This window comes from Nostoc sp., from assembly GCF_036917935.1.
GTDB lineage: Bacteria > Cyanobacteriota > Cyanobacteriia > Cyanobacteriales > Nostocaceae > Nostoc.
Genome location: NZ_JBALEL010000037.1, coordinates 247843 through 266607, shown reverse-complemented (window position 1 = coordinate 266607; position 18765 = coordinate 247843). Strand labels below are relative to the sequence as shown.

The 18765-nt window shown below is 43.1% G+C and carries 16 protein-coding genes; 7 read left to right on the top strand and 9 right to left on the bottom strand.

Going from position 1 to position 18765, the window contains the following annotated elements:
* Positions 1 to 215 precede the first annotated feature (215 nt).
* Positions 216 to 1040, bottom strand: coding sequence for an undecaprenyl-diphosphate phosphatase (locus V7K62_RS16280; protein ID WP_334865645.1), 825 nt, complete (start codon positions 1038 to 1040; stop codon positions 216 to 218).
* A 447-nt stretch (positions 1041 to 1487) separates the two neighbouring features.
* Here V7K62_RS16280 and V7K62_RS16275 point away from each other — a divergent pair, with 447 nt between their 5' ends.
* From V7K62_RS16275 to nadB, 3 genes are all read left to right on the top strand, one after another.
* Positions 1488 to 2267, top strand: coding sequence for a DUF3120 domain-containing protein (locus V7K62_RS16275; RefSeq protein WP_334865643.1), 780 nt, complete (start codon positions 1488 to 1490; stop codon positions 2265 to 2267).
* Positions 2268 to 2787: 520 nt separating this feature from the next.
* Positions 2788 to 3216: a photosystem II complex extrinsic protein PsbU gene (gene psbU / locus V7K62_RS16270; RefSeq protein ID WP_292736746.1), complete on the top strand. Its 429-nt coding sequence runs from the start codon at positions 2788 to 2790 to the stop codon at positions 3214 to 3216.
* A 248-nt stretch (positions 3217 to 3464) separates the two neighbouring features.
* Entirely contained in the window at positions 3465 to 5141 is a 1677-nt protein-coding gene (gene nadB / locus V7K62_RS16265) for an L-aspartate oxidase (protein WP_334865641.1), read from the top strand.
* Positions 5142 to 5292: 151 nt separating this feature from the next.
* On the opposite strand, the gene V7K62_RS16260 is transcribed toward nadB, so the two are convergent.
* The 4 genes from V7K62_RS16260 to btpA all read right to left on the bottom strand — a co-directional run bounded on the left by V7K62_RS16260 (position 5293) and on the right by btpA (position 11193).
* A complete protein-coding gene (locus tag V7K62_RS16260) occupies positions 5293 to 5499 on the bottom strand; it encodes a hypothetical protein (protein WP_334865640.1) in 207 nt (68 codons plus the stop codon).
* Between the two features lie 1033 nt (positions 5500 to 6532).
* Complete coding sequence (locus tag V7K62_RS16255) at positions 6533 to 8737, bottom strand: CHASE2 domain-containing protein (protein ID WP_334865638.1); 2205 nt, start codon at positions 8735 to 8737, stop codon at positions 6533 to 6535.
* 484 nt (positions 8738 to 9221) lie between these two features.
* Positions 9222 to 10205, bottom strand: a complete 984-nt coding sequence (locus V7K62_RS16250; RefSeq protein WP_334865636.1) for a vitamin K epoxide reductase family protein — start codon at positions 10203 to 10205, stop codon at positions 9222 to 9224.
* Positions 10206 to 10344: 139 nt separating this feature from the next.
* Positions 10345 to 11193: a photosystem I biogenesis protein BtpA gene (btpA, locus tag V7K62_RS16245; RefSeq protein ID WP_334866025.1), complete on the bottom strand. Its 849-nt coding sequence runs from the start codon at positions 11191 to 11193 to the stop codon at positions 10345 to 10347.
* A gap of 757 nt (positions 11194 to 11950) precedes the next feature.
* Between btpA and rimO the strand changes: the two genes are divergently transcribed.
* From rimO to V7K62_RS16230, 3 genes are all read left to right on the top strand, one after another.
* Positions 11951 to 13270 (top strand): 30S ribosomal protein S12 methylthiotransferase RimO, encoded by a 1320-nt coding sequence (gene rimO / locus V7K62_RS16240; protein WP_334865634.1) that lies wholly within the window; start codon positions 11951 to 11953, stop codon positions 13268 to 13270.
* A 269-nt stretch (positions 13271 to 13539) separates the two neighbouring features.
* Entirely contained in the window at positions 13540 to 15072 is a 1533-nt protein-coding gene (locus tag V7K62_RS16235) for a DEAD/DEAH box helicase (RefSeq protein ID WP_334865632.1), read from the top strand.
* A gap of 203 nt (positions 15073 to 15275) precedes the next feature.
* Positions 15276 to 15854: a Uma2 family endonuclease gene (locus tag V7K62_RS16230; protein ID WP_334865631.1), complete on the top strand. Its 579-nt coding sequence runs from the start codon at positions 15276 to 15278 to the stop codon at positions 15852 to 15854.
* A gap of 10 nt (positions 15855 to 15864) precedes the next feature.
* Here the strand turns inward: V7K62_RS16230 and V7K62_RS16225 are convergent, their stop codons facing one another.
* The 4 genes from V7K62_RS16225 to V7K62_RS16210 all read right to left on the bottom strand — a co-directional run bounded on the left by V7K62_RS16225 (position 15865) and on the right by V7K62_RS16210 (position 18184).
* Complete coding sequence (locus V7K62_RS16225; protein ID WP_334865629.1) at positions 15865 to 16812, bottom strand: aldo/keto reductase; 948 nt, start codon at positions 16810 to 16812, stop codon at positions 15865 to 15867.
* Between the two features lie 225 nt (positions 16813 to 17037).
* Positions 17038 to 17262 carry a hypothetical protein gene (locus V7K62_RS16220; RefSeq protein WP_334865627.1) on the bottom strand — a complete coding sequence of 75 codons (225 nt, stop codon included), beginning with the start codon at positions 17260 to 17262 and terminating at the stop codon, positions 17038 to 17040.
* A 458-nt stretch (positions 17263 to 17720) separates the two neighbouring features.
* The gene (locus V7K62_RS16215) at positions 17721 to 17972 is read right to left on the bottom strand and encodes a hypothetical protein (protein WP_334865626.1); all 252 of its coding nucleotides are present in this window, start codon (positions 17970 to 17972) and stop codon (positions 17721 to 17723) included.
* On the bottom strand, positions 17969 to 18184 hold the full coding sequence (locus tag V7K62_RS16210) for a DUF2811 domain-containing protein (protein ID WP_194003523.1): 216 nt from the start codon (positions 18182 to 18184) through the stop codon (positions 17969 to 17971). The genes V7K62_RS16215 and V7K62_RS16210 overlap by 4 nt, the downstream gene beginning before the upstream one ends.
* 223 nt (positions 18185 to 18407) lie before the next feature.
* Here V7K62_RS16210 and V7K62_RS16205 point away from each other — a divergent pair, with 223 nt between their 5' ends.
* Positions 18408 to 18746, top strand: a complete 339-nt coding sequence (locus V7K62_RS16205; protein WP_334865623.1) for a hypothetical protein — start codon at positions 18408 to 18410, stop codon at positions 18744 to 18746.
* The last annotated feature ends 19 nt before the right edge of the window (positions 18747 to 18765 follow it).

Genomic DNA, 18765 nt, shown 5'->3' with positions numbered 1-18765 from the left:
GCATTGGGCATTATAGCGTTCTTAGTTGAGTCTAATACAGACCTAAGCCCCACCTCCTTCCCTACTAGGGTTGGGGAGTAAAATTCCATTCCTCTCTCCTTTTAGGAGAGAGGAATGGAAGTGAGGTTAGATTGTATTACATACAAAGGAGCGGTCGCTATAGTAATTTGCTTTGGACAAAGGACAAATGACTAATAACAAATGACAAATGACTATTATCCTTTCCAACCTGATGCGATCGCTAGTAAGATCGCACTACCGAATGCTAATCTATACCATACGAAAATCAAAGTGTTTTTGGTTGCTAAGTATTTAATCAAAAATGCAATTGATAGGTAGGAAAAAATAAAGGTTGAAATAATCCCTACAATTAACAGTCCAACAATGTTATCTGGCAACTGGTGGGCTTGAAACAACTTGAATATTTTCAGGCTTTTATACAGCGTCGCAATGGTAAGAGTTGGAAACCCTAACAAAAATGAGAATTTCGCTGCTGTATCGCGTTCTAATCCTAAAAATAAGGCGGTCGTCAACGTCGAGCCAGAACGAGAAACGCCCGGAATCAAAGCAAGTGTTTGTCCCAATCCAACTAAAATACCATCCCGAATCTGCAATGAATCGAAACCTCTCTTACGAGTGCCAATTTTTTCTGCGAAAGCTAGTACAAGTGCCATGATAATTGACATAATGGCAATAATTAATGCACTTTCAGGTAAAATATCTTTCAGCAGAAAGCCGAAAATTAAGGCCGGCATTGTTCCGACTACAATACCGACAAGAATTTTCCATTCTTCGCGTTGCCAGTCCTTCTCTTTTAATGCTTCGATTCCACCTTTTATAATATTAGAAATCAGCGACCAAAAATACCCCAAAATTGCGATAACACTACCAAATTGAATCGCATCAACAAAATCTTTAGAGCCTAGTTCTTTCCAACCAAATACCTTTGTCACAATCAAAAGATGTGCAGTGCTGCTGATTGGCAAAAACTCTGTAACACCTTGAACAATACCCAAAATAAATGCTTGAATAAACTCCATCTGCAATTAATACCTTTTTCGTGTTTTAGACATTATCTTGAGGTGATGATGTTGTTTTATATACTCTCTCTTGCACCCAATCTTGTAGAAAATTCAATTTTACCGATCAATAACATCATCGAAGACGCTGACTATGTTCTTACACCCACCTCAATAAGTCAACGCAATTTGAGAAATTCATCAAACTTTAATATTTAGCGGACTGATGCCAGTTCACTTTTTAACTGTTAAATTTTACCCATGACCTCTCTGTAGTTCTTCATTACAAGGAACTACAGAGCAGTTCTGTACATAGTGCAACCTTAATGGATTCGTCTGAGGCAGAATGTTTTGTTTGGTTTGCGCCAACGCTCTTGAAAATTTTAGTATAATTACAATGCCCCAGGGGGGGATTTGAAAATGTGATATCTTAAATAAGATAAAGTTTAGTAACAAATATTAAAAACTTTGATTAATAATACACTGTCCTCCTACAGCGCTTCTACCCCTTCTATTGATACCGAGTTGGATTTAGCTGATACTGGGCAGAATGGTATCAGACAATTGGAATCTACACTTTCCTTTTCTCCCTCTCTCCCCTTATCTATTTCTGCCCGACAAAGTTGGTTAGTGTTTGCGGCGGCGGTGTTTTTGGTAACAGTGCCAGTATTTATAGAAGCGCCAATAGTGCGATCGCTACCAAGCCTGAGTCTAGCCCTGACAGGATTTTGGGTGTGGCTAAGTTTTGCCTTAATGTCACGTCCTGCAACTTACGTCTGGGGGGATTTGCTCTTGGGGTTTAGCTGGAGTTGGTTAGCAGGAGCGATTTACTGGGGCTGGTTACGTTGGGAACCTGTATGGCATCTGCCGGTGGAGTTTATCGGTTTACCGTTTGCTTGCTGGTGTCTGGCGAAGAATTGGGGCAAGGTAGGTAACTGGTTTTATTTAGGTTCTTTACTCGGTACAGTTTTAACAGATGTATATTTTTATATAGTAGATTTGATGCCCTATTGGCGGCAAATCATGAGAGTAGATGCAGATTTAGCACCGCAAATCTTACAAAATGCTCTCATACAAGTACAAGCACCTTGGGGACAAACTTGGGCGATAATTCTCGCCCTAGTGCTATTAACAGTAGGAATTTCAGCTTTAGGTCGAAATCAAAGACACTGGTATGCCTTTGGTGGCGCAGTTTTAAGCACAATTTTAGTAGACAGCCTATTTTTGTTAGCTGCGATCGCAGCGTGAAAAAGGTAGGAGGCACTTATGTTGCAATCAGCGTGTAGGCTTCTCTTAGCGAAACTTTTCCCAGCCCAATCTCCGGCGCATCAAAAATGATGCTGTAGATGATTAATTAGTTAAGAAATATTACATAAAAATCAATCAGCATCAAGTCTTTTTTGGTAAGGTTTTCGGCCTTAGACATCGTACAGTTTGGTGTCTGCTTGGGAGGTAGAATCAGCCACCCCGAAAAGATTTCGTCTAGCTCTTAATGCTACTGGGATCATGAATGCAACACTATTGCAGCTATGCAGACACTCTGACCACAATGAAAATTTTTGGCAAAAGTACAGTCAAACCCAGCAACGGCAAATATTGTGCATATTAATACGCTGTATATTAGTTTCTGATGACTGCTGTGTTGACTAAGCTATCAGCTTTTGTCTCTTGTCCTTTGTCTTTGGCACTCTGACTAATGACTAATGACTGCTGACGGCTGTTAGCTTAAAACTTTTATTTCTGTTTGATGGAAAGAGGTAGAAAAATCGTGAAAGGATTGGCGCGTTTATTAACAGTGTTTAGTTTGTTACTTAGTTGCTGGGGATGGTTGGGAACAACTCAGATAGCCCAAGCTGCTAGTTTCAACAGTTTTGCTTTTCCACAAGTCCCGGTTCTGGCAATCGAGCGGCAGAATCGGGCAGACGCTAAACTAGGAACGGAATTTGGTAAAAAAATTGATTTGAATAATACCAACGTCCGAGCTTTTCAACAGTTTCCAGGGCTTTATCCCACCCTGGCTAAGAAAATCATCACGAATGCTCCCTACCAAAAGGTAGAGGATGTATTGGATCTTGCCGGATTGAGCGATCGCCAAAAACAAACCCTACAAGCCAACCTCGATAAATTCACCGTGACAGAATTAGAGCCTGCCTTCAATGAAGGAGACGATCGCTTTAACAACGGTATCTACAGATAACTGAATTCCAGTTGATGTAGCAAATAGCAGCCCACTCCTGATTCTAAGGAGTGGGATTATTCTATTAGAGATAAGGGGGATAAGGGGGATAAGAGAAACAAGGAGGACAAGAGGGACAAAGTAAAATTTTTTCCTTGTCTTCCCTGCCTCCCCTGCTCCCCTGCTCCCCTGCTCCCCTGCTCCCCTGCTCCCCTGCTCCCCTGCTCCCCTTCTCCCCTTCTCCCCTGCTCCCCTTCTCCCCCATTACCTTGTCTCAGATAGATATTCCTAGCCAATTTGATGTCTTAGTAGTCGGCGCTGGTGCCGCTGGACTATACACAGCGCTGTGTCTGCCAGAGTCCTTGCGAGTCGGCTTGATTACCAAAGAAACCGTTGCTTTGTCCGCCAGTGATTGGGCACAAGGTGGCATTGCCGCAGCGGTAGCCCCAGAAGATTCTCCCACGCTGCACATTGAAGATACGATCCAGGCAGGTGCGGGTTTATGCGATCGCACCGCTGTCGAATTTCTCGCCCAACATGCCCCTAACTGCATTCAATCCCTAGTTAACTTGGGGGTAGCTTTTGACCGTCATGGTCAAACCTTAGCTTTAACTTTGGAAGCTGCCCATTCTCGCCGCCGTGTTCTCCACGCTGCGGACACCACAGGCAGGGAAGTTACCACCACCCTCACCGCGCAAGTATTACGTCGCCAAAATATTCAAGTCATTCAGCAAGCTTTGGCTTTGAGTTTGTGGATTGAACCTGAAACTGGTCGCTGTCAGGGAATTAGCCTGTTTTATCAAGGTAAAATCACCTGGGTAAGATCTGGTGCTGTGGTACTGGCAACAGGCGGGGGTGGTCAGGTATTTGCCCAAACCACTAATCCGGCTGTGAGTACGGGTGATGGCGTAGCGATCGCATCTCGTGCTGGGGCTATCCTCCGCGATTTAGAATTTGTCCAATTTCACCCCACTGCCCTCACTAAACCCGGTGCCGATCGCTTCTTGATCAGCGAAGCTGTACGCGGCGAGGGGGCACATCTCATCGATAATGAAGGGCGGCGTTTTGCCTTTGACTACCACCCTGCGGGTGAACTCGCTCCTAGAGATGTCGTTAGTAGAGCAATTTTCAGCCATTTACAACGTACCGCCCTTGATTTGGCTACTGCCCATGTGTGGTTGGATATGCGCCCCATTCCCGCCGACAAGATTCGTCACCGCTTTCCCAACATCATCAAAGTTTGTCAGCATTGGGGCGTTGATGTCTTTCATGAACCAATTCCTGTAGCGCCAGCTGCCCATTACTGGATGGGTGGAATTGTTGCGGATCTGATGAATCGTACAAATATCCCCGGTTTGTACGCAGTGGGTGAAACCGCTAGTACCGGGGTGCATGGGGCAAATCGCCTTGCCAGTAATTCCCTGTTGGAATGTATTGTGTTTGGGGCCCAAATGGCTAATATTGAGTTAGAAAATATTGGGCTGCCCTCAGAAACACCAGTGCTGCCATTACGGAAATTTAGTCCTGATGCTAGTGAGTGGCATATCCAACAAGCACAGCTAAAAGCACTCAGGGAGAAGTTACCACGGCTAGTGTGGGAAAGTGCTGGTATTTGTCGGGAGCAATCAAGGCTGGAAACTGCGATCGCTACTATTGAATCTTGGCAGCAAGATTTCGCTCTCTTGCCTTTAAGTCAATTCTTGCTTGCTTTACGTCCAGCAGAACCGGCTAGTTTTGACCTACCAGATGTTGAACGGCAATTGGGACTTTGGGCAGAAACCCGCAATTTATTAGATGTGGCTGATTTAATTCTCAAAAGTGCTGCTTTTAGAACCGAGAGCCGAGGCGGACACTTCCGTTTAGATTATCCTCAACCAAACCCAAATTGGCAAGTCCACACACTTATACAAACACATCATTGGTGGAAATCTCCACGATTGTCTTGAATAAATTACCTTAAAGAGGCTGACGGCTGAGGTGAGGGTTTTCAGCAACCCGATGACATCCTGCAATAAGCCGCCAAGTAAAGGATCTGGTGTTTAATATGGGGTCTGCCCACTCCACTGCTTCATCAAAATCTAAAATTCAAAATTGCCATTAGCGAGTGCCGCTACCATGACGACTGTCAGGGCCACCATAATTTGGTGGAATATACATGTCTTTTAAATTTTGAGAATTGACTTTGCGGGCCATTAAGCTATTACTACTAGTAGCGCCAAAAGCATTAGCACTTCCAGTACTGAATATACCTGTGCAATCGGCAATTTTTGGTATTAGTATGTAAGCACCTATACAGAATATCATAAACTTTGTGATTCGGAAGTTACTTTTCATAGCTTTCAGTAAATTTACTAGTTTTTCATTTCAAAACGTCTTTTTTCTTTTCCACCGTATATTTACTGTGCTTTTTGAAAAATAATATTTTAACTTTATGAAATTATTGCTGGTAGTGTACAAATCATTGTGGTATCTGCTTGTAGATTAACCTTAATCTGCTGATATTCAATAGTCTTCACACTTAAGTGGTATTCTTAATAAGCCGTTTTTACATCAGTCTAAAGTTAGATATGATAACAAATAACTGTGAGCATTTTGCTTTACTCACTATTTATTAATAGGAACTTCATATTTGTAAGTATAAACACTATATTTACGGAATCGAGAGTTCAAAAATATGAAAAAATACGTACTTGATTGTATAATTAAGATATAATTAGAGTAAAGATGTGTAAAGATAAAATAAGGTAATTGTAATCATATTATAAGGATTTTCCCAACTATATACAGCAGCATAAACCGAGGCAGTACAAGTATAACTTTATCGGTAAAAATACCTACATACTTTATTTCTTTTCCCAATTACCTCTGATGACTAATTGCTTTCTCACACAAGTTATTAGGTTTAGTCTTCAAGTAAAAAAGCCTTGCTAGGTCTATATCTTGCCTCAAAAATCACCTTTTTCAAGATAGTGCCTTAGAGGATGTTTGAAAAGTCTACGCTTGTATCTAGATCCCCCCTAGCCCACGCCAGTCGCTCCACTTGGGGAGACCCCAGACGCTCTCTACGAGACGCTGCGCGAACGATGACTCGCTACCGCTTCGCTATCGCTTTTAGCGTCTCGTAGAGAAGACCGCGCTGGCTCCCCTTAAAAAGGGGGGAATAACGTTCTCAAAGTCCTCCAATTTATCGGAGGATTTAGGAGGATCTAAAGTTTTGGATACCTCAGTCACCACTTTTCAAACAACCTCTTAGACGTATCTCCAGTCCACATTCCTAATTTGAAGGTAAAAATATTGACTAAAGTGAAAAAAATGTCGAGGTTTGACTCTTGAAGAATTAAGCAAACTCGTAGCGATTTTTACCTAGATACTTGGCACGATACATTGCTGCATCTGCTTGTTTCATCAAAGTTTCACTGTCTTGACTGTTGTGTGGGTAGAGACTAATGCCAATACTGGCAGAGACTTGGATTGGATAGCCGTTCAAAATAATTGGCTTGGTAATACTGCTTAAAATTTTTTCGGCTACTTTACCAGCTATTTGGACATTAGGAATTGCCCGTAAAATCACAGTAAATTCATCGCCACCCAAACGAGAAACTGTATCACTAGCGCGTAAAGAATTGGTGAGTCTGGTAGCGATCGCCATTAGCAAGCGATCGCCTGTCTCGTGTCCCAGAGTATCATTGATTTGCTTAAAGCCATCTAGATCAATAAACAGCAGTCCCAGCAACAAGTTATTGTGTTGCGCCCAATGTAGCGACTCGTAAAGTTGCTCGGCAAAAAATTTGCGATTGGATAAACCGGTCAGGGGGTCGTGATACGCTAAATAACGTAAGTGGTCTTCTTTGAGTTTTAATTCATTGTTAGAGCGCGATAGTTCAGCAGCAGTACGCTTAAGCTGTTCTTCCATCAGCTTGCGCTGAGTAATATCTCGGATGACCCCAACTAAGAAGAAATTGCCAGCTGAGTCTTTGTGAAGCGATCGCTTAGTGGCAATTTGATGAGTCTGACCATCGGCATTTGTAAATTCTTCTTCATGTTCCTGGGGTTGCTGAGTCAGAAAAACAAGATCATCCTGTTGGCGAAACACATCAGCTTCATGTTTAGGGAAAAAGTCATAGTCTGACTTTTCAATTAACAACTTATTCGGATAACCGATAAATCGACAATACGCCTCATTTAAAACAATCCACTGGTGTTGTTCATTTTTTACAAAAATTGGATCAGGAATCGTGTTGATAACGTGATGCAAAAATTCTTTGGAACGTTTCCACTCTTCCTGTACATGGGCAATATGACTGATAATCCAAATAGCTGAACTGCCAAAGCTAAACAGTGAGGGAATGAGCGGTATCCACCAACCGTACAAGAAAGCAAGGTATGCACTCATGGTCAATGCAAAGCAAGAAACTAGGACACTGAGGAGGCTTGTAGTGGGGTGTTGTATCCGCCATGTTGTCATCGCTCCCAGATAAGACCAGACAAAAACCCACAAGTATTCTACCAAGTCAGGCCAGACTTTGAGTAATGGTCGTCCATCAACAGCAGCGGAGATTAACTCACTAATAAAATAAGCTTGCAGTTGAATACCAGGTACAGGCTTTGCCGTACCCATTAGACTGCTGGAGTAAGGAATAAATACAAAATCCTGGAGACTAGGGGCGGTGGAACCAATAAGTATAATCCGATCTTTTATTAAGTTTTCTTTGACTTTATCAGCCAGTACATCTTTCATCGATACCTGGCGAAAACTACAAAATTCTCCAGATGAACTTTGACATTTGGGTTTGGGAAAATTAACCAAAATTTGGTAGCCTCTATCATCACCTCCTACATAAGCACCATCATTAGCCTCAAAACGAGTAAATGTTGCCTTACCCAATTGCAAATACTCAGGGTTGCTTTTTGCTTTGGTGGGAGTAATTCCTTTTGACTTTAAATACAATAAAGCCAACTTCAGGGCAAAACTTTCGTGTACTTGATTTTTAACGTGCCAATACAACAAACTGCGACGTACTTTCCCATCAAGATCATAAAGCACGTTATTAAAGCCCACTTGATCCTCATTCAGTCCCAGTGGAGGCAAAACACTAAAGTTTTTGTTGTTGTCATTTGCTAGTAGTTCAATACCAATCAAGTTGGGCATTGACTGATAAGCATTATGCAGTTCTTGATTACCAGTCCCTACTGGCAAATTTCTGTAGATATCTAAGCCAATAGCACGGGGTTTGTGGACATTTAATTTTTGCAACAGCAGGGCAATGTTCGTATCTGGAATCGGCCACGAACCTACTTCGTTTAAATAGGCCTCATCAATCACTACGATCGTAATCCGGTCTTCTGGTGGTTCATTTGGACGTAAGCGAAAAAATTGATCCAAAGCTGGCAACTCCAAAGATTGCAATAATCCAATGGAGTGCAAAAGCAGGATGCAGACTACAACGCTGGCGGCAGTAATCAATTCTCTGTGTCCTCGACTAAGCGATTGTTTAAGTCCAAAGATTAACTTCACAAAACGCTTGCCTAGCTGCTGATTCATTCCCATTACCTAGTAGGGAGAAATATTCTCTATTTCCGATAGCTATTAACTATCGGACTAACATAGCTCAAGTGGGAGCTAAATAGAGTTTCTAAGAGTTTTTTTAATTCACCAAGGTTCTTCAATATATCGTGGTATTTGCGATGTATTACCATATATTAAGGCCAATCATTCTCACTAAACGGCAACAGGGACTTCTGTGGCTATCAGCAGAGTGTAAAAATAAATTAAAGTATACATTCTCTAAAGTAGATATACTTGATTAATTTCCTTGAAATCAAGGTATTTGGGGATAAAAACCACAGGAGAATTGGTAATAGGGTATTGGACAACACCTATTATCTATTAGCAAAAACAAAAAAGCCAACTAGAAACAGATTTTTCTGTTTTTATCCAGTTGACTATCGTGTGTGAACTACTCCGTAGCGCTAGGTTGGTGTAGGCTTCCCAATTGAGAACCGCAACTGAGGATTATTCAAGGCAATTACTTGAAATACTTGAAGTTACGAGGCCCAGTGTAACCAGATACTTTGGCTAGTTCCTCTAAGTTTTGGACTCCGGTATAGCTTTTGCCACTGATAATCCAAGTGGGAAAGCCTTCAATTTTTGCAGCTTTACACAGTTCTGTTTGAGCTTTGAATCCATCGGGAGCGCACTCTACCTTAATATCATTATTGATTATTTCCTCAGCTTCTTTACCAAAAAGCAGCTTTTGTTCATGGCAGTGAGGACACCAATAAGCACTGTATTCTTTCGCGCCTACCTTTGCTAGATGGCGTGCTAAGGCTATTTCTGCCTCACCCGAAGTCGTGGTAATTTCCCAACCAAAGGCTGGGTTAGGGTCTCCTTTGGAAGTAAAGGTAATTTTAACGGGTTGTCCAGGAGTTCCAGATGTAACATCTGATTTATTTACACCAGCATAAACGCCTAAAGTACCAATCAGCGTTACCATCCCGACAATCAGGGCAGTAAAGAATATTTGTCCAATATCCTCCCAAGTCCGACCGATAATCGTCAGTACCAAAAGACTCACAGAGAACAAAGCTGAACCGATACAGTAAGGACAAATAGCTTTGATTTGAGATGCCAGCACGTACATTAAGTAGCCGCTAAAAACAGACATAGCGATCGCACCCGCCAGCAGCAAAAACCACGTCCAATTTTCCAATTGTTTGCGGCTATTATTTTCCCCTGAGTTGAATACCAAGGGAGCCAAAGCAAATATCACCATACTGGTGTATGCCAAAAACCCAAATAAAGCTAATGGCTGACCAAAAACCGTTGCCCAAGGGCTGGAAAGCACATCATTGCAGCCTTTAGCACCAACCTGTGCCACACAAGCGGCACTGCCTCCGGTTAACTTTTCTATGGTGAGATAACCTGTTGTCAGGGCACCACATCCAGCGATCGCGGCAATCAATGGACGTGACCATTTATGAATCCAAGGAGTAGAACGGCGGCGAATCATAAACTGTTATTGGTTAATGGGCATTGGGCATTGGGCATTGGGCAATTCAATTTTGGATTTTGGATTTTAAATTTTGGATTAAATATTCAATCTAAAATCCAAAATCTAAAATCTAAAATTCTTGCTCCCCATGCCCCATTTAAGAATGTAACTTCACTTGTTCTGCTGATTTACTTTCAGGTTTGGAGTTCCAATTGCGACGGGCAGCTTCCACAAATTGACTGACGCGAATTGGGTCAATTGGTTGCTCTATCCGTCCGTGTCGTTTCAGGGAACTGGAAACTATTACACCATCTGCTGCCTGCATTAATGTATCAATATTTTCCCAATTGGCCCCACTACCGATAAATACTGGCGTGCCGTTTGCTGCACCACAAGCTAGTTCCAAATCTTCTAAGTTAGGAGGACTACCAGTAGCCCAACCGGATAAAATCACTCCGTCTGCTAAACCCCTTTCAATGGTGTCTTTCACGGCGACTGTGAGATTTGGAGAACTCAAAGGACGGGCGTGTTTCACCAACACATCGGCCAGGATTTTAACATCACAACCTAACTCCCGTCGATAGCGGAGTAGTTGATGGGCTTCTCCCTCAATTAATCCTTGGTCGGTTGCCATTACGCCTGTGAGGACGTTGACGCGGATAAATTGCGCCTGTACACAGCTAGCGATCGCCATTGCACTTTTGCCATCGTTTCGCAAAACATTTAAGCCTATAGGCAAAGTCACCAAGTTCTGTATGCGCTGTACCACAATGGTCATGGCACTCACAACAACTGGATCGACTTGGTTTTTGGTAAAGGGCGCGTCGAAAAAATTCTCGACAATCAGACCATCAACCCCTCCACTTGCCAGGGCTGCGGCTTCTTGTTCGGCACGGTCAATCACCGCTTTTAGGCTACCTCCCCAACGGGGTGAGGTAGGCAGTGGTAGCAGGTGAACCACGCCAATAATTGGTGAGCGAGTTTTAAATATCTGATATAAGTCCACGTCTTTAATCCGCCTCGCGGAGTCCAGAGTCCAGAATTTTTTGACTATTGAACGCCAGTTCAACACCACTCCCCTGAAGGTCGGGAACCTCCATACAGGGGTGGCTCTTCAACGGGGGAAACCCCGCACGTGACTGGCTCCTCTTGACCCTTGACTCTTGACTTTTCATTAACTAGTCAAATGTGTTTTATGATAGTCGGTTTACTGCTTCCTTCCTTAGATGGAAATTGGCGTGAAAACCTCCCATAAGATATGTTAAGATAAAACCTGGCTACAAGAGGAGTTTGCCACTCACTAGACGCAAGGCAGCTTTCCGTGGTTTAGGCGTCTTGTCCGCGCACAGTCGTAGGACTTGCCAATCGCCAGGGTAGCATTACTGCTTTATAGGCGTAGTCGCTTTCGTCGATTTCCCTGAGGGTAGCGACTTCTCACAACAAGCCCTTTGGGCGGCTTCCCGATGGGCAGGTTAACAACGCACACGCTGCGGTAATGTAAAATACCAATAGGCGAATTGTTAAAAAACATTACAAGTGTCATAAGTACCCAAAGACACTTCAATTTACCCTGGGGAACAGATTGATAAAAATATCATAACATGACCTCTATTTTTATTATTGATAGGGTCATAAGTCTACGGACAGTTACTGACAGTGAGAATCTGCCGCCGTACTGTTATTAGAAGGATAGCGATCAGAGAAAAGCGAAATTAACGCTGAAATGTTTGACTACAAGAAAAAAATGAAGATATTTTCAAAATATGGGTGACAAGCCAACAATTGCCATTTCTCACCTGGGCTGCGAGAAAAATCGAATTGATACAGAACACATGCTAGGACTGCTCGTGGAAGCAGGCTACGGTGTAGATACAAATGAAGAGTTAGCAGATTACGTTATTGTTAATACTTGTAGTTTTATTGAAGCGGCCCGCCAAGAATCTGTCAGAACTTTGGTAGAACTGGCAGAGGCAAACAAGAAAATCGTAATAACTGGCTGTATGGCGCAACATTTCCAAGAGCAACTTTTGGAAGAGTTACCTGAAGCAGTAGCCGTTGTGGGCACTGGCGATTATCACAAAATAGTAAATGTAATTGAGCGTGTTGAACTTGGCGAGCGGGTCAAACAAGTTAGTATTGAGCCAACCTACATTGCCGACGAAACTACACCGCGCTATCGCACTACAACCGAGGGCGTAGCTTACCTCCGGGTTGCGGAAGGATGTGATTATCGTTGTGCATTTTGTATAATTCCTCATCTTCGAGGGAACCAGCGATCGCGTACTATTGAATCTATAGTCGCCGAAGCCGAGCAGTTAGTTAGTCAAGGGGTAAAGGAAATTATTCTAATTTCCCAAATCACCACTAATTACGGTTTGGATATTTACGGTCAGCCAAAATTAGCCGAATTACTTCGCGCTTTGGGGAAAGTAGATATACCGTGGATCAGAATGCACTACGCTTATCCCACGGGACTGACCCCAGATGTGATAGCGGCGATTCAAGAAACACCAAACGTCTTGCCTTATCTGGATTTGCCCTTGCAACATTCTCATCCAGATATTCTTCGCGCCATGAACCGTCCTTGGCAAGGGCGCGTAAATGATGGGATTATAAATCGCATCAAAACGGCGCTACCAACAGCCGTATTGCGAACAACATTTATTGTTGGTTTCCCAGGAGAAACAAACGAGCATTTTGAGCATCTACTAGAGTTCGTTCAGCGGCATGAATTCGATCATGTTGGTGTCTTCACCTTTTCCTCTGAGGAAGGAACCCCAGCTTACAAGCTACCAAATCAGTTGCCCCAAGAAGTGATGGACGATCGCCGATACCAACTGATGGAACTCCAGCAACCGATTTCTCAAAAGAAAAATCAACAGGAAGTAGGCAAAATCGTTGATGTCCTGATTGAGCAAGAAAATCCTGAAAGTGGTGAATTAATCGGTCGTTCAGGTAGATTTTCCCCAGAGGTTGATGGTCTGGTGTATGTCAAAGGCCAGGCAAAATTAGGAACCATTGTGCCAATAGCGATTCACCACGCTGATACATACGACCTCTATGGTCAGGTAGTCAATAACTAAATTGTTATTTGTCTTTTGTCCAAAGTCCATTTGTTAAATGACCCTTACAGATTCACCCTTATTCTGAGGTCAACGCTGCATTAATGGCAGTTTCCATGAGGGTTTACCTGAAGTTCGCGGATTCGTTGGCATAGCTTCTCCAAGAATTGAGGCTGCGCTATCGCCCTTGGCTCACTAATAGCCAATAACTAATGACTAATGACTAATGACTAATAACTAATGACTAAATGACTAATCCAAAAATCCTTACAAAAAATTTAGGAGAATTAATGACTCTTTCATTCCAAGAATTAGGCATTTCCCAAGAACGTGTCGAACAACTAGAAAAAATCGGTTTTACTGAACCGACTAACATTCAAGTGCAAGCAATTCCTCAATTGCTAGCTGGTCGTGATGTGGTTGGTCAATCTCAAACTGGAACAGGTAAAACGGCAGCATTTTCACTGCCAATCATAGAGCGGCTGGATATTAATCAAAAAGCCGTGCAAGCCATAGTTTTAACACCAACTCGTGAATTAGCAATGCAAGTTCACGATGCGATCGCTCAATTCATCGGCAATGAAGGATTGCGGGTGTTAGCAATCTACGGTGGTCAATCAATTGACCGCCAAATGTTACAACTCAGACGTGGCGTTCACATGGTCGTGGGCACCCCCGGACGGGTGATTGATTTGCTCGATCGCGGCTGTTTAAAGCTCGATCAAGTGAAGTGGTTTGTGTTAGATGAAGCCGATGAAATGTTGAGCATGGGCTTTATCGACGATGTGGTGAAAATCCTCTCGCAAGCGCCCGTAGATCGCCAAACAGCTTTATTCTCGGCAACAATGCCACCATCGATTCGGATGTTGGTGAATAAGTTTTTGCGATCGCCGGCGACTGTCACCGTTGAGCAGCCAAAAGCCTCTCCAAACAAGATTAATCAGGTAGCTTACTTGATCCCCCGCCACTGGACAAAAGCCAAAGCTTTACAGCCGATTCTGGAAATGGAAGATCCAGAAACAGCTTTAATCTTTGTCCGCACCAGACGCACCGCCGCCGAACTCACCAGTCAGTTGCAAGGGGCTGGTCACAGTGTCGATGAATACCACGGTGACTTGTCCCAACAAGCACGGGAACGCTTATTACTCAGATTCCGTAACCGTCAAGTCCGTTGGGTGGTAGCAACTGATATTGCTGCACGAGGGTTAGATGTCGATCAACTCTCCCATGTGATCAACTACGACTTACCCGATAGTGCAGAAACCTACGTCCATCGCATTGGTCGTACTGGTCGTGCTGGTAAAGAAGGAACAGCAATTTCTTTAGTTCAGCCATTTGAGCGGCGCAAACAGCAAACATTTGAACGTCATAACCGCCAAAATTGGCAATTGCTGACCATTCCTACACGCGCCCAGATTGAAGCAAGACACATTCTGAAATTACAAGAACTGGTGCGAGAGGCTTTGACGGGTGAGCGTTTGGCTTCATTCTTGCCAATTGTCAGCGAACTGATTGAAGAATACGATGCTCAAGCGATCGCCGCAGCTGCACTGCAAATCGCTTACGATCAAACTCGTCCCGCTTGGTTGAACTCAGACGTGGAAATTCCCCAAGAGGAATCTTCTGCTCCCAAACCCAGACTGGGCAAGCGTCGTGAATCTTCCAGCGATCGCCCTCGTTCTGCGTGGAAATCAGATAGCAGCAATGGTGAAGAAAGACATGCTTCTCCCAAGCCCAAACTGCGGACAAGTGGACAGGAGTCTTCTGCATCCCCTACGAGTAAAAAGATAGGTTCACCTACAGCTAGGGAATCAGCTTCTTAGTCAACAGTTAATCAATTTTAGATTTTAGATTTTAGATTTTAGATTTTTTCTTCAATCCAAAATCCAAATCTAAAATTGGAGAGTTAAGAGTTGAGAGTTAAGAGTCAAGATTTTGACTTTGGCTCTTGACTTTTTGGCTTTTTGGGTAACTTCTTCTACCGGTTTGTAGGAAGATAAATTAAAGATGCATTCTTAGTGGTCTTATGTTCACTATTCCCGACTTAGAGCAACTACAAGCAGAGCATCCAGAATGGCAGATGGAGCTAGTAGACGGAAATATACTTCTTATGGGGCCATCAGATTATCAGTCAGAGGAAATAGGTGCTGAGTTAGTTAGATTACTCGGCAACTGGGTGCGCCCACAGAGACTAGGACGGGTAACTGGTTCTAGCGCTGGTTTTATTTTGCCTACATTAGAAACTGAAAACGGTAAAGAAGCTGATCACGAAAAACGAAATCTCCGCGCTCCTGATGTCTCTTTTGTTCGTGCTGATAGACTTAAAACAAGCACGCGCGACTTTGTGGAACTGGTGCCTGATTTGATGGTAGAGATAAAATCTAAGTCAGACCGGATCAAACCACTGGTAGAAAAAATTCAGCTATTCCTACAACTTGGATCTACGGTTGGTATCCTGATTGATCCTGACAAATTGACGCTTACAGTTTATCAACTCAACCAAGAACCAATAGTTTTGCAGGACAACGACAAACTGACACTACCAGACTTATTACCAGGTTGGGAGCTAGTAGTGTCAGAAATTTGGCCTCCTGTGTTTGAGTAGTTAAAAAACACTACAGCCAAGGACGGCTAACTAGTTCTAATTCTCCAATTTCATCGTCGCTCAATCTCCAGCCCAAAGCACCAGCATTCTGCCGCACCTGTTCGGCTGTTTTCACCCCAGCAATGGGAATAACGTTCCCCTGAGCAATTAACCAGTTAAGAGCAACTTGAGCAGGGGTGCGATCGTATTTTTCCCCGAAGTTGCGTAACAAAGATATGACTGGGGCAATTTTTTGCAGACCTTCTTTCTTAAATCGCGCGTCTATTTTTCTCGCACCAGTGGGGGTTTCAGCACCATCAATACTGTACTTGCCTGTGAGTAATCCTTGTGCTAAAGGACTATAAGCCAAGATAGTTACACCCAACTCACGCGCAGTTGTGATAATACCTTTGCTTTCAACTTGGCGACTGAGTAAAGAATAGCGGACTTGGTTCACAGCCAAAGGCACTCCACGGGCCGCCAATATTTGATGCGCGTCTCGCATTTGCTCTGCTGAGTAATTACTTACACCGACTGTGGCAATTCTGCCGAGCTTCACTTCATCTGCTAGGGCATTCATCAAAGTTTCTTGGCTTAAAAAGAAGGCAAAAGGCCAATGGACTTGATACAGCGCGATTCGCTCAAGTTGTAGCCGTTTGAGACTATCTGTTAAAGCATCCGAGACAGATTGGGCTGTAAATCGCCACGGTAGGGGGCCAAATTTTGTGGCGATTTGTACAGGTTGTTGTGTCTGTTGCAGAAATTGTCCCAAAAATTTCTCTGATAGTCCCATTCCATAGACTTCGGCAGTATCAAAGAAGGTAATACCAGCTTCTAAGGCTGCTGTAAAGGCTTCTTGTAACTGTTCTGGGCCGTAGCGATCGCCATAATTCCAAAATAGTTTATCACCCCAAGCCCAAGTGCCGATGCACAAGGGCGTAACAACTGGGCCATTTTGCCCCAATGTGATGTTTTCCACGGTTGCAAAATTTAATTTATTTACATTTCTTTACTTTTATAGTGTATCGTTACAGCGCGATCGCCACCACTTGGCGGCAACTCTTGTTGTGTCGCAGCTACGCCCATCGTAGACATCGCGGCTTGCATAAAGATTTACAAATTACACTTGACAATATATCTATTCTCAGAATAAAGGGAGGCTAATAACCTCCCTTTTATAATAGTTGAGTGTATTTACTTGTATTTATGAATTAGATGATTTATCCTGCTTGGTTTTTTTGATTAATTCCATGTAGATATTAATCTCACTAATTTCTACATCATGCTCAACTCTGGTTACTTTCCATCTTTCCTTTTTTAGGTAAACTTCCTCTCCTACTCTGGGAGTAAATTGGAGATCATAGAACTTTTTTAGAAAATCTTTTTGATTTTCTTCCCATAATATTACTTTAACTGGTTCTTTAGTCATTGCTTATGCCTTTTTAGTTACTAGATGAAGGTAAGTAGTTTGATGACATACATACGGCAAGTTTATCTTAAAAATTCAATGTAATAGCGTAGTTAAAACCACATTCTTCACAATGTTTCAACTAACCTGTGTAATGATCAAGGAGACCACAATTCCAGACTCTTGAACCAACTCAAATCTCTGTAATCCAATGTCCAAACATTAGCGTCATAAAGTTGAGCGATCGCTACAGCAGAGGCATCCTCTAAGAGGATGTTTGAAAATTTCTTAGTGATGTATCAAATACTCTTAGATCCCCCTAAATCCCCTTAAAAAGGGGGACTTTGATTCCGTTTCCCCCCTTTTTAAGGGGGGCTAGGGGGGATCGATAAGTGCCTAATATCACAGCCGACCACTTTTCAAACAACCTCTAAAGTTCCTCGCCAGTCTGGTATGTGGCGAACTATGCTGTAAATCTCCTAAAACATTTCCATGCTCACTGGTACAGTCACTGTGTTCTCACTAATGACGCCTAGTGCAGTCATTGCAGGACGGCTCGATTGTTCTCGCAGCACAAACTTGTAAACTTCAAACAGCATTGGTAGAGGGGTTAGAACCTCACCAAACAACGCTGGTAACTTACTAAAACCCCCTTTGCATTCCTGATGATAGTCATCTTGGACAGAAACCAAGGCAATCAGGGGGCCTGCATCCAAAACGAGGCGCTTCATCCTTGTATCAAATAATCTTCATTAACTGAAGCGTCTGTAGGAGCATTTTCCACGATTCCTGCCAGCGATAGTAGCCTTGAACCATTTTTGGGGCGCAACTTTTCCGCCAGTGCTGCTTGTACAACACTTGATGGATTTTGCTCTGGGTGATCTTTTAAGTATTGGTCAAGTTGTGTCCACAATTCATCAGGAATATAGAGTGTCCGTTTCATTTTGCCTCTGGAGGTACAACTATTGTTGTACCCTGATTTTACTTGCTGGAGTGCGATGTCTGACGACAAGGCTAGCGCGATCGCTCTTTTTTAGCTAGTTGCTGTTCAATGTTGCGATCAGTCTTTGTTCAAGCTTTTTGACTTTTATAGTGCGATCGTCAAAACCATTCCTACTGTATCAATCGAGTAAAATGAAAGTTCAGTTGTTCCTGGGAGGTGTCCGATGACTATCCTTGATCGCCGCCGTCAACTTCAACAACAGATTGCTCAACTTCCAGATGACCAACTGACTCAGGTTGAGCAATATATAGCATTTCTTGTTTTTCAGAAAACAGTTCCATCTCAATCAGAAGTGACCAAATCACCTTCCACTGGAGCTTCGATTCTGGCATCTTTAGAGCAAGCACACACTCCGCCCGATTCTCCTCTAGAGGATGAAACCCTAGCACAACCACCTGAAGATTTTGCTGCTAAGATCGCTGAAATAAAACAACGTGGCGATCGTTCTCAATCTGTTATCCGACGAGGTTCTACAGGTCAGGAAGTTTTTTCACTTTTATAGTATATTGTCATGGGCAAAA

Excerpts from the sequence above, each read along its gene's own strand:
- V7K62_RS16280 (WP_334865645.1), bottom strand. The coding sequence starts at position 1,040 with ATGGAGTTTATTCAAGCATTTATTTTGGGTATTGTTCAAGGTGTTACA.
- V7K62_RS16260 (WP_334865640.1), bottom strand. The coding sequence starts at position 5,499 with ATGATATTCTGTATAGGTGCTTACATACTAATACCAAAAATTGCCGAT.
- V7K62_RS16255 (WP_334865638.1), bottom strand. The coding sequence starts at position 8,737 with ATGAATCAGCAGCTAGGCAAGCGTTTTGTGAAGTTAATCTTTGGACTT.
- V7K62_RS16250 (WP_334865636.1), bottom strand. The coding sequence starts at position 10,205 with ATGATTCGCCGCCGTTCTACTCCTTGGATTCATAAATGGTCACGTCCA.
- rimO (WP_334865634.1), top strand. The coding sequence starts at position 11,951 with ATGGGTGACAAGCCAACAATTGCCATTTCTCACCTGGGCTGCGAGAAA.
- V7K62_RS16235 (WP_334865632.1), top strand. The coding sequence starts at position 13,540 with ATGACTCTTTCATTCCAAGAATTAGGCATTTCCCAAGAACGTGTCGAA.
- V7K62_RS16230 (WP_334865631.1), top strand. The coding sequence starts at position 15,276 with ATGTTCACTATTCCCGACTTAGAGCAACTACAAGCAGAGCATCCAGAA.
- V7K62_RS16220 (WP_334865627.1), bottom strand. The coding sequence starts at position 17,262 with ATGACTAAAGAACCAGTTAAAGTAATATTATGGGAAGAAAATCAAAAA.
- V7K62_RS16215 (WP_334865626.1), bottom strand. The coding sequence starts at position 17,972 with ATGAAGCGCCTCGTTTTGGATGCAGGCCCCCTGATTGCCTTGGTTTCT.
- V7K62_RS16210 (WP_194003523.1), bottom strand. The coding sequence starts at position 18,184 with ATGAAACGGACACTCTATATTCCTGATGAATTGTGGACACAACTTGAC.
- V7K62_RS16205 (WP_334865623.1), top strand. The coding sequence starts at position 18,408 with ATGACTATCCTTGATCGCCGCCGTCAACTTCAACAACAGATTGCTCAA.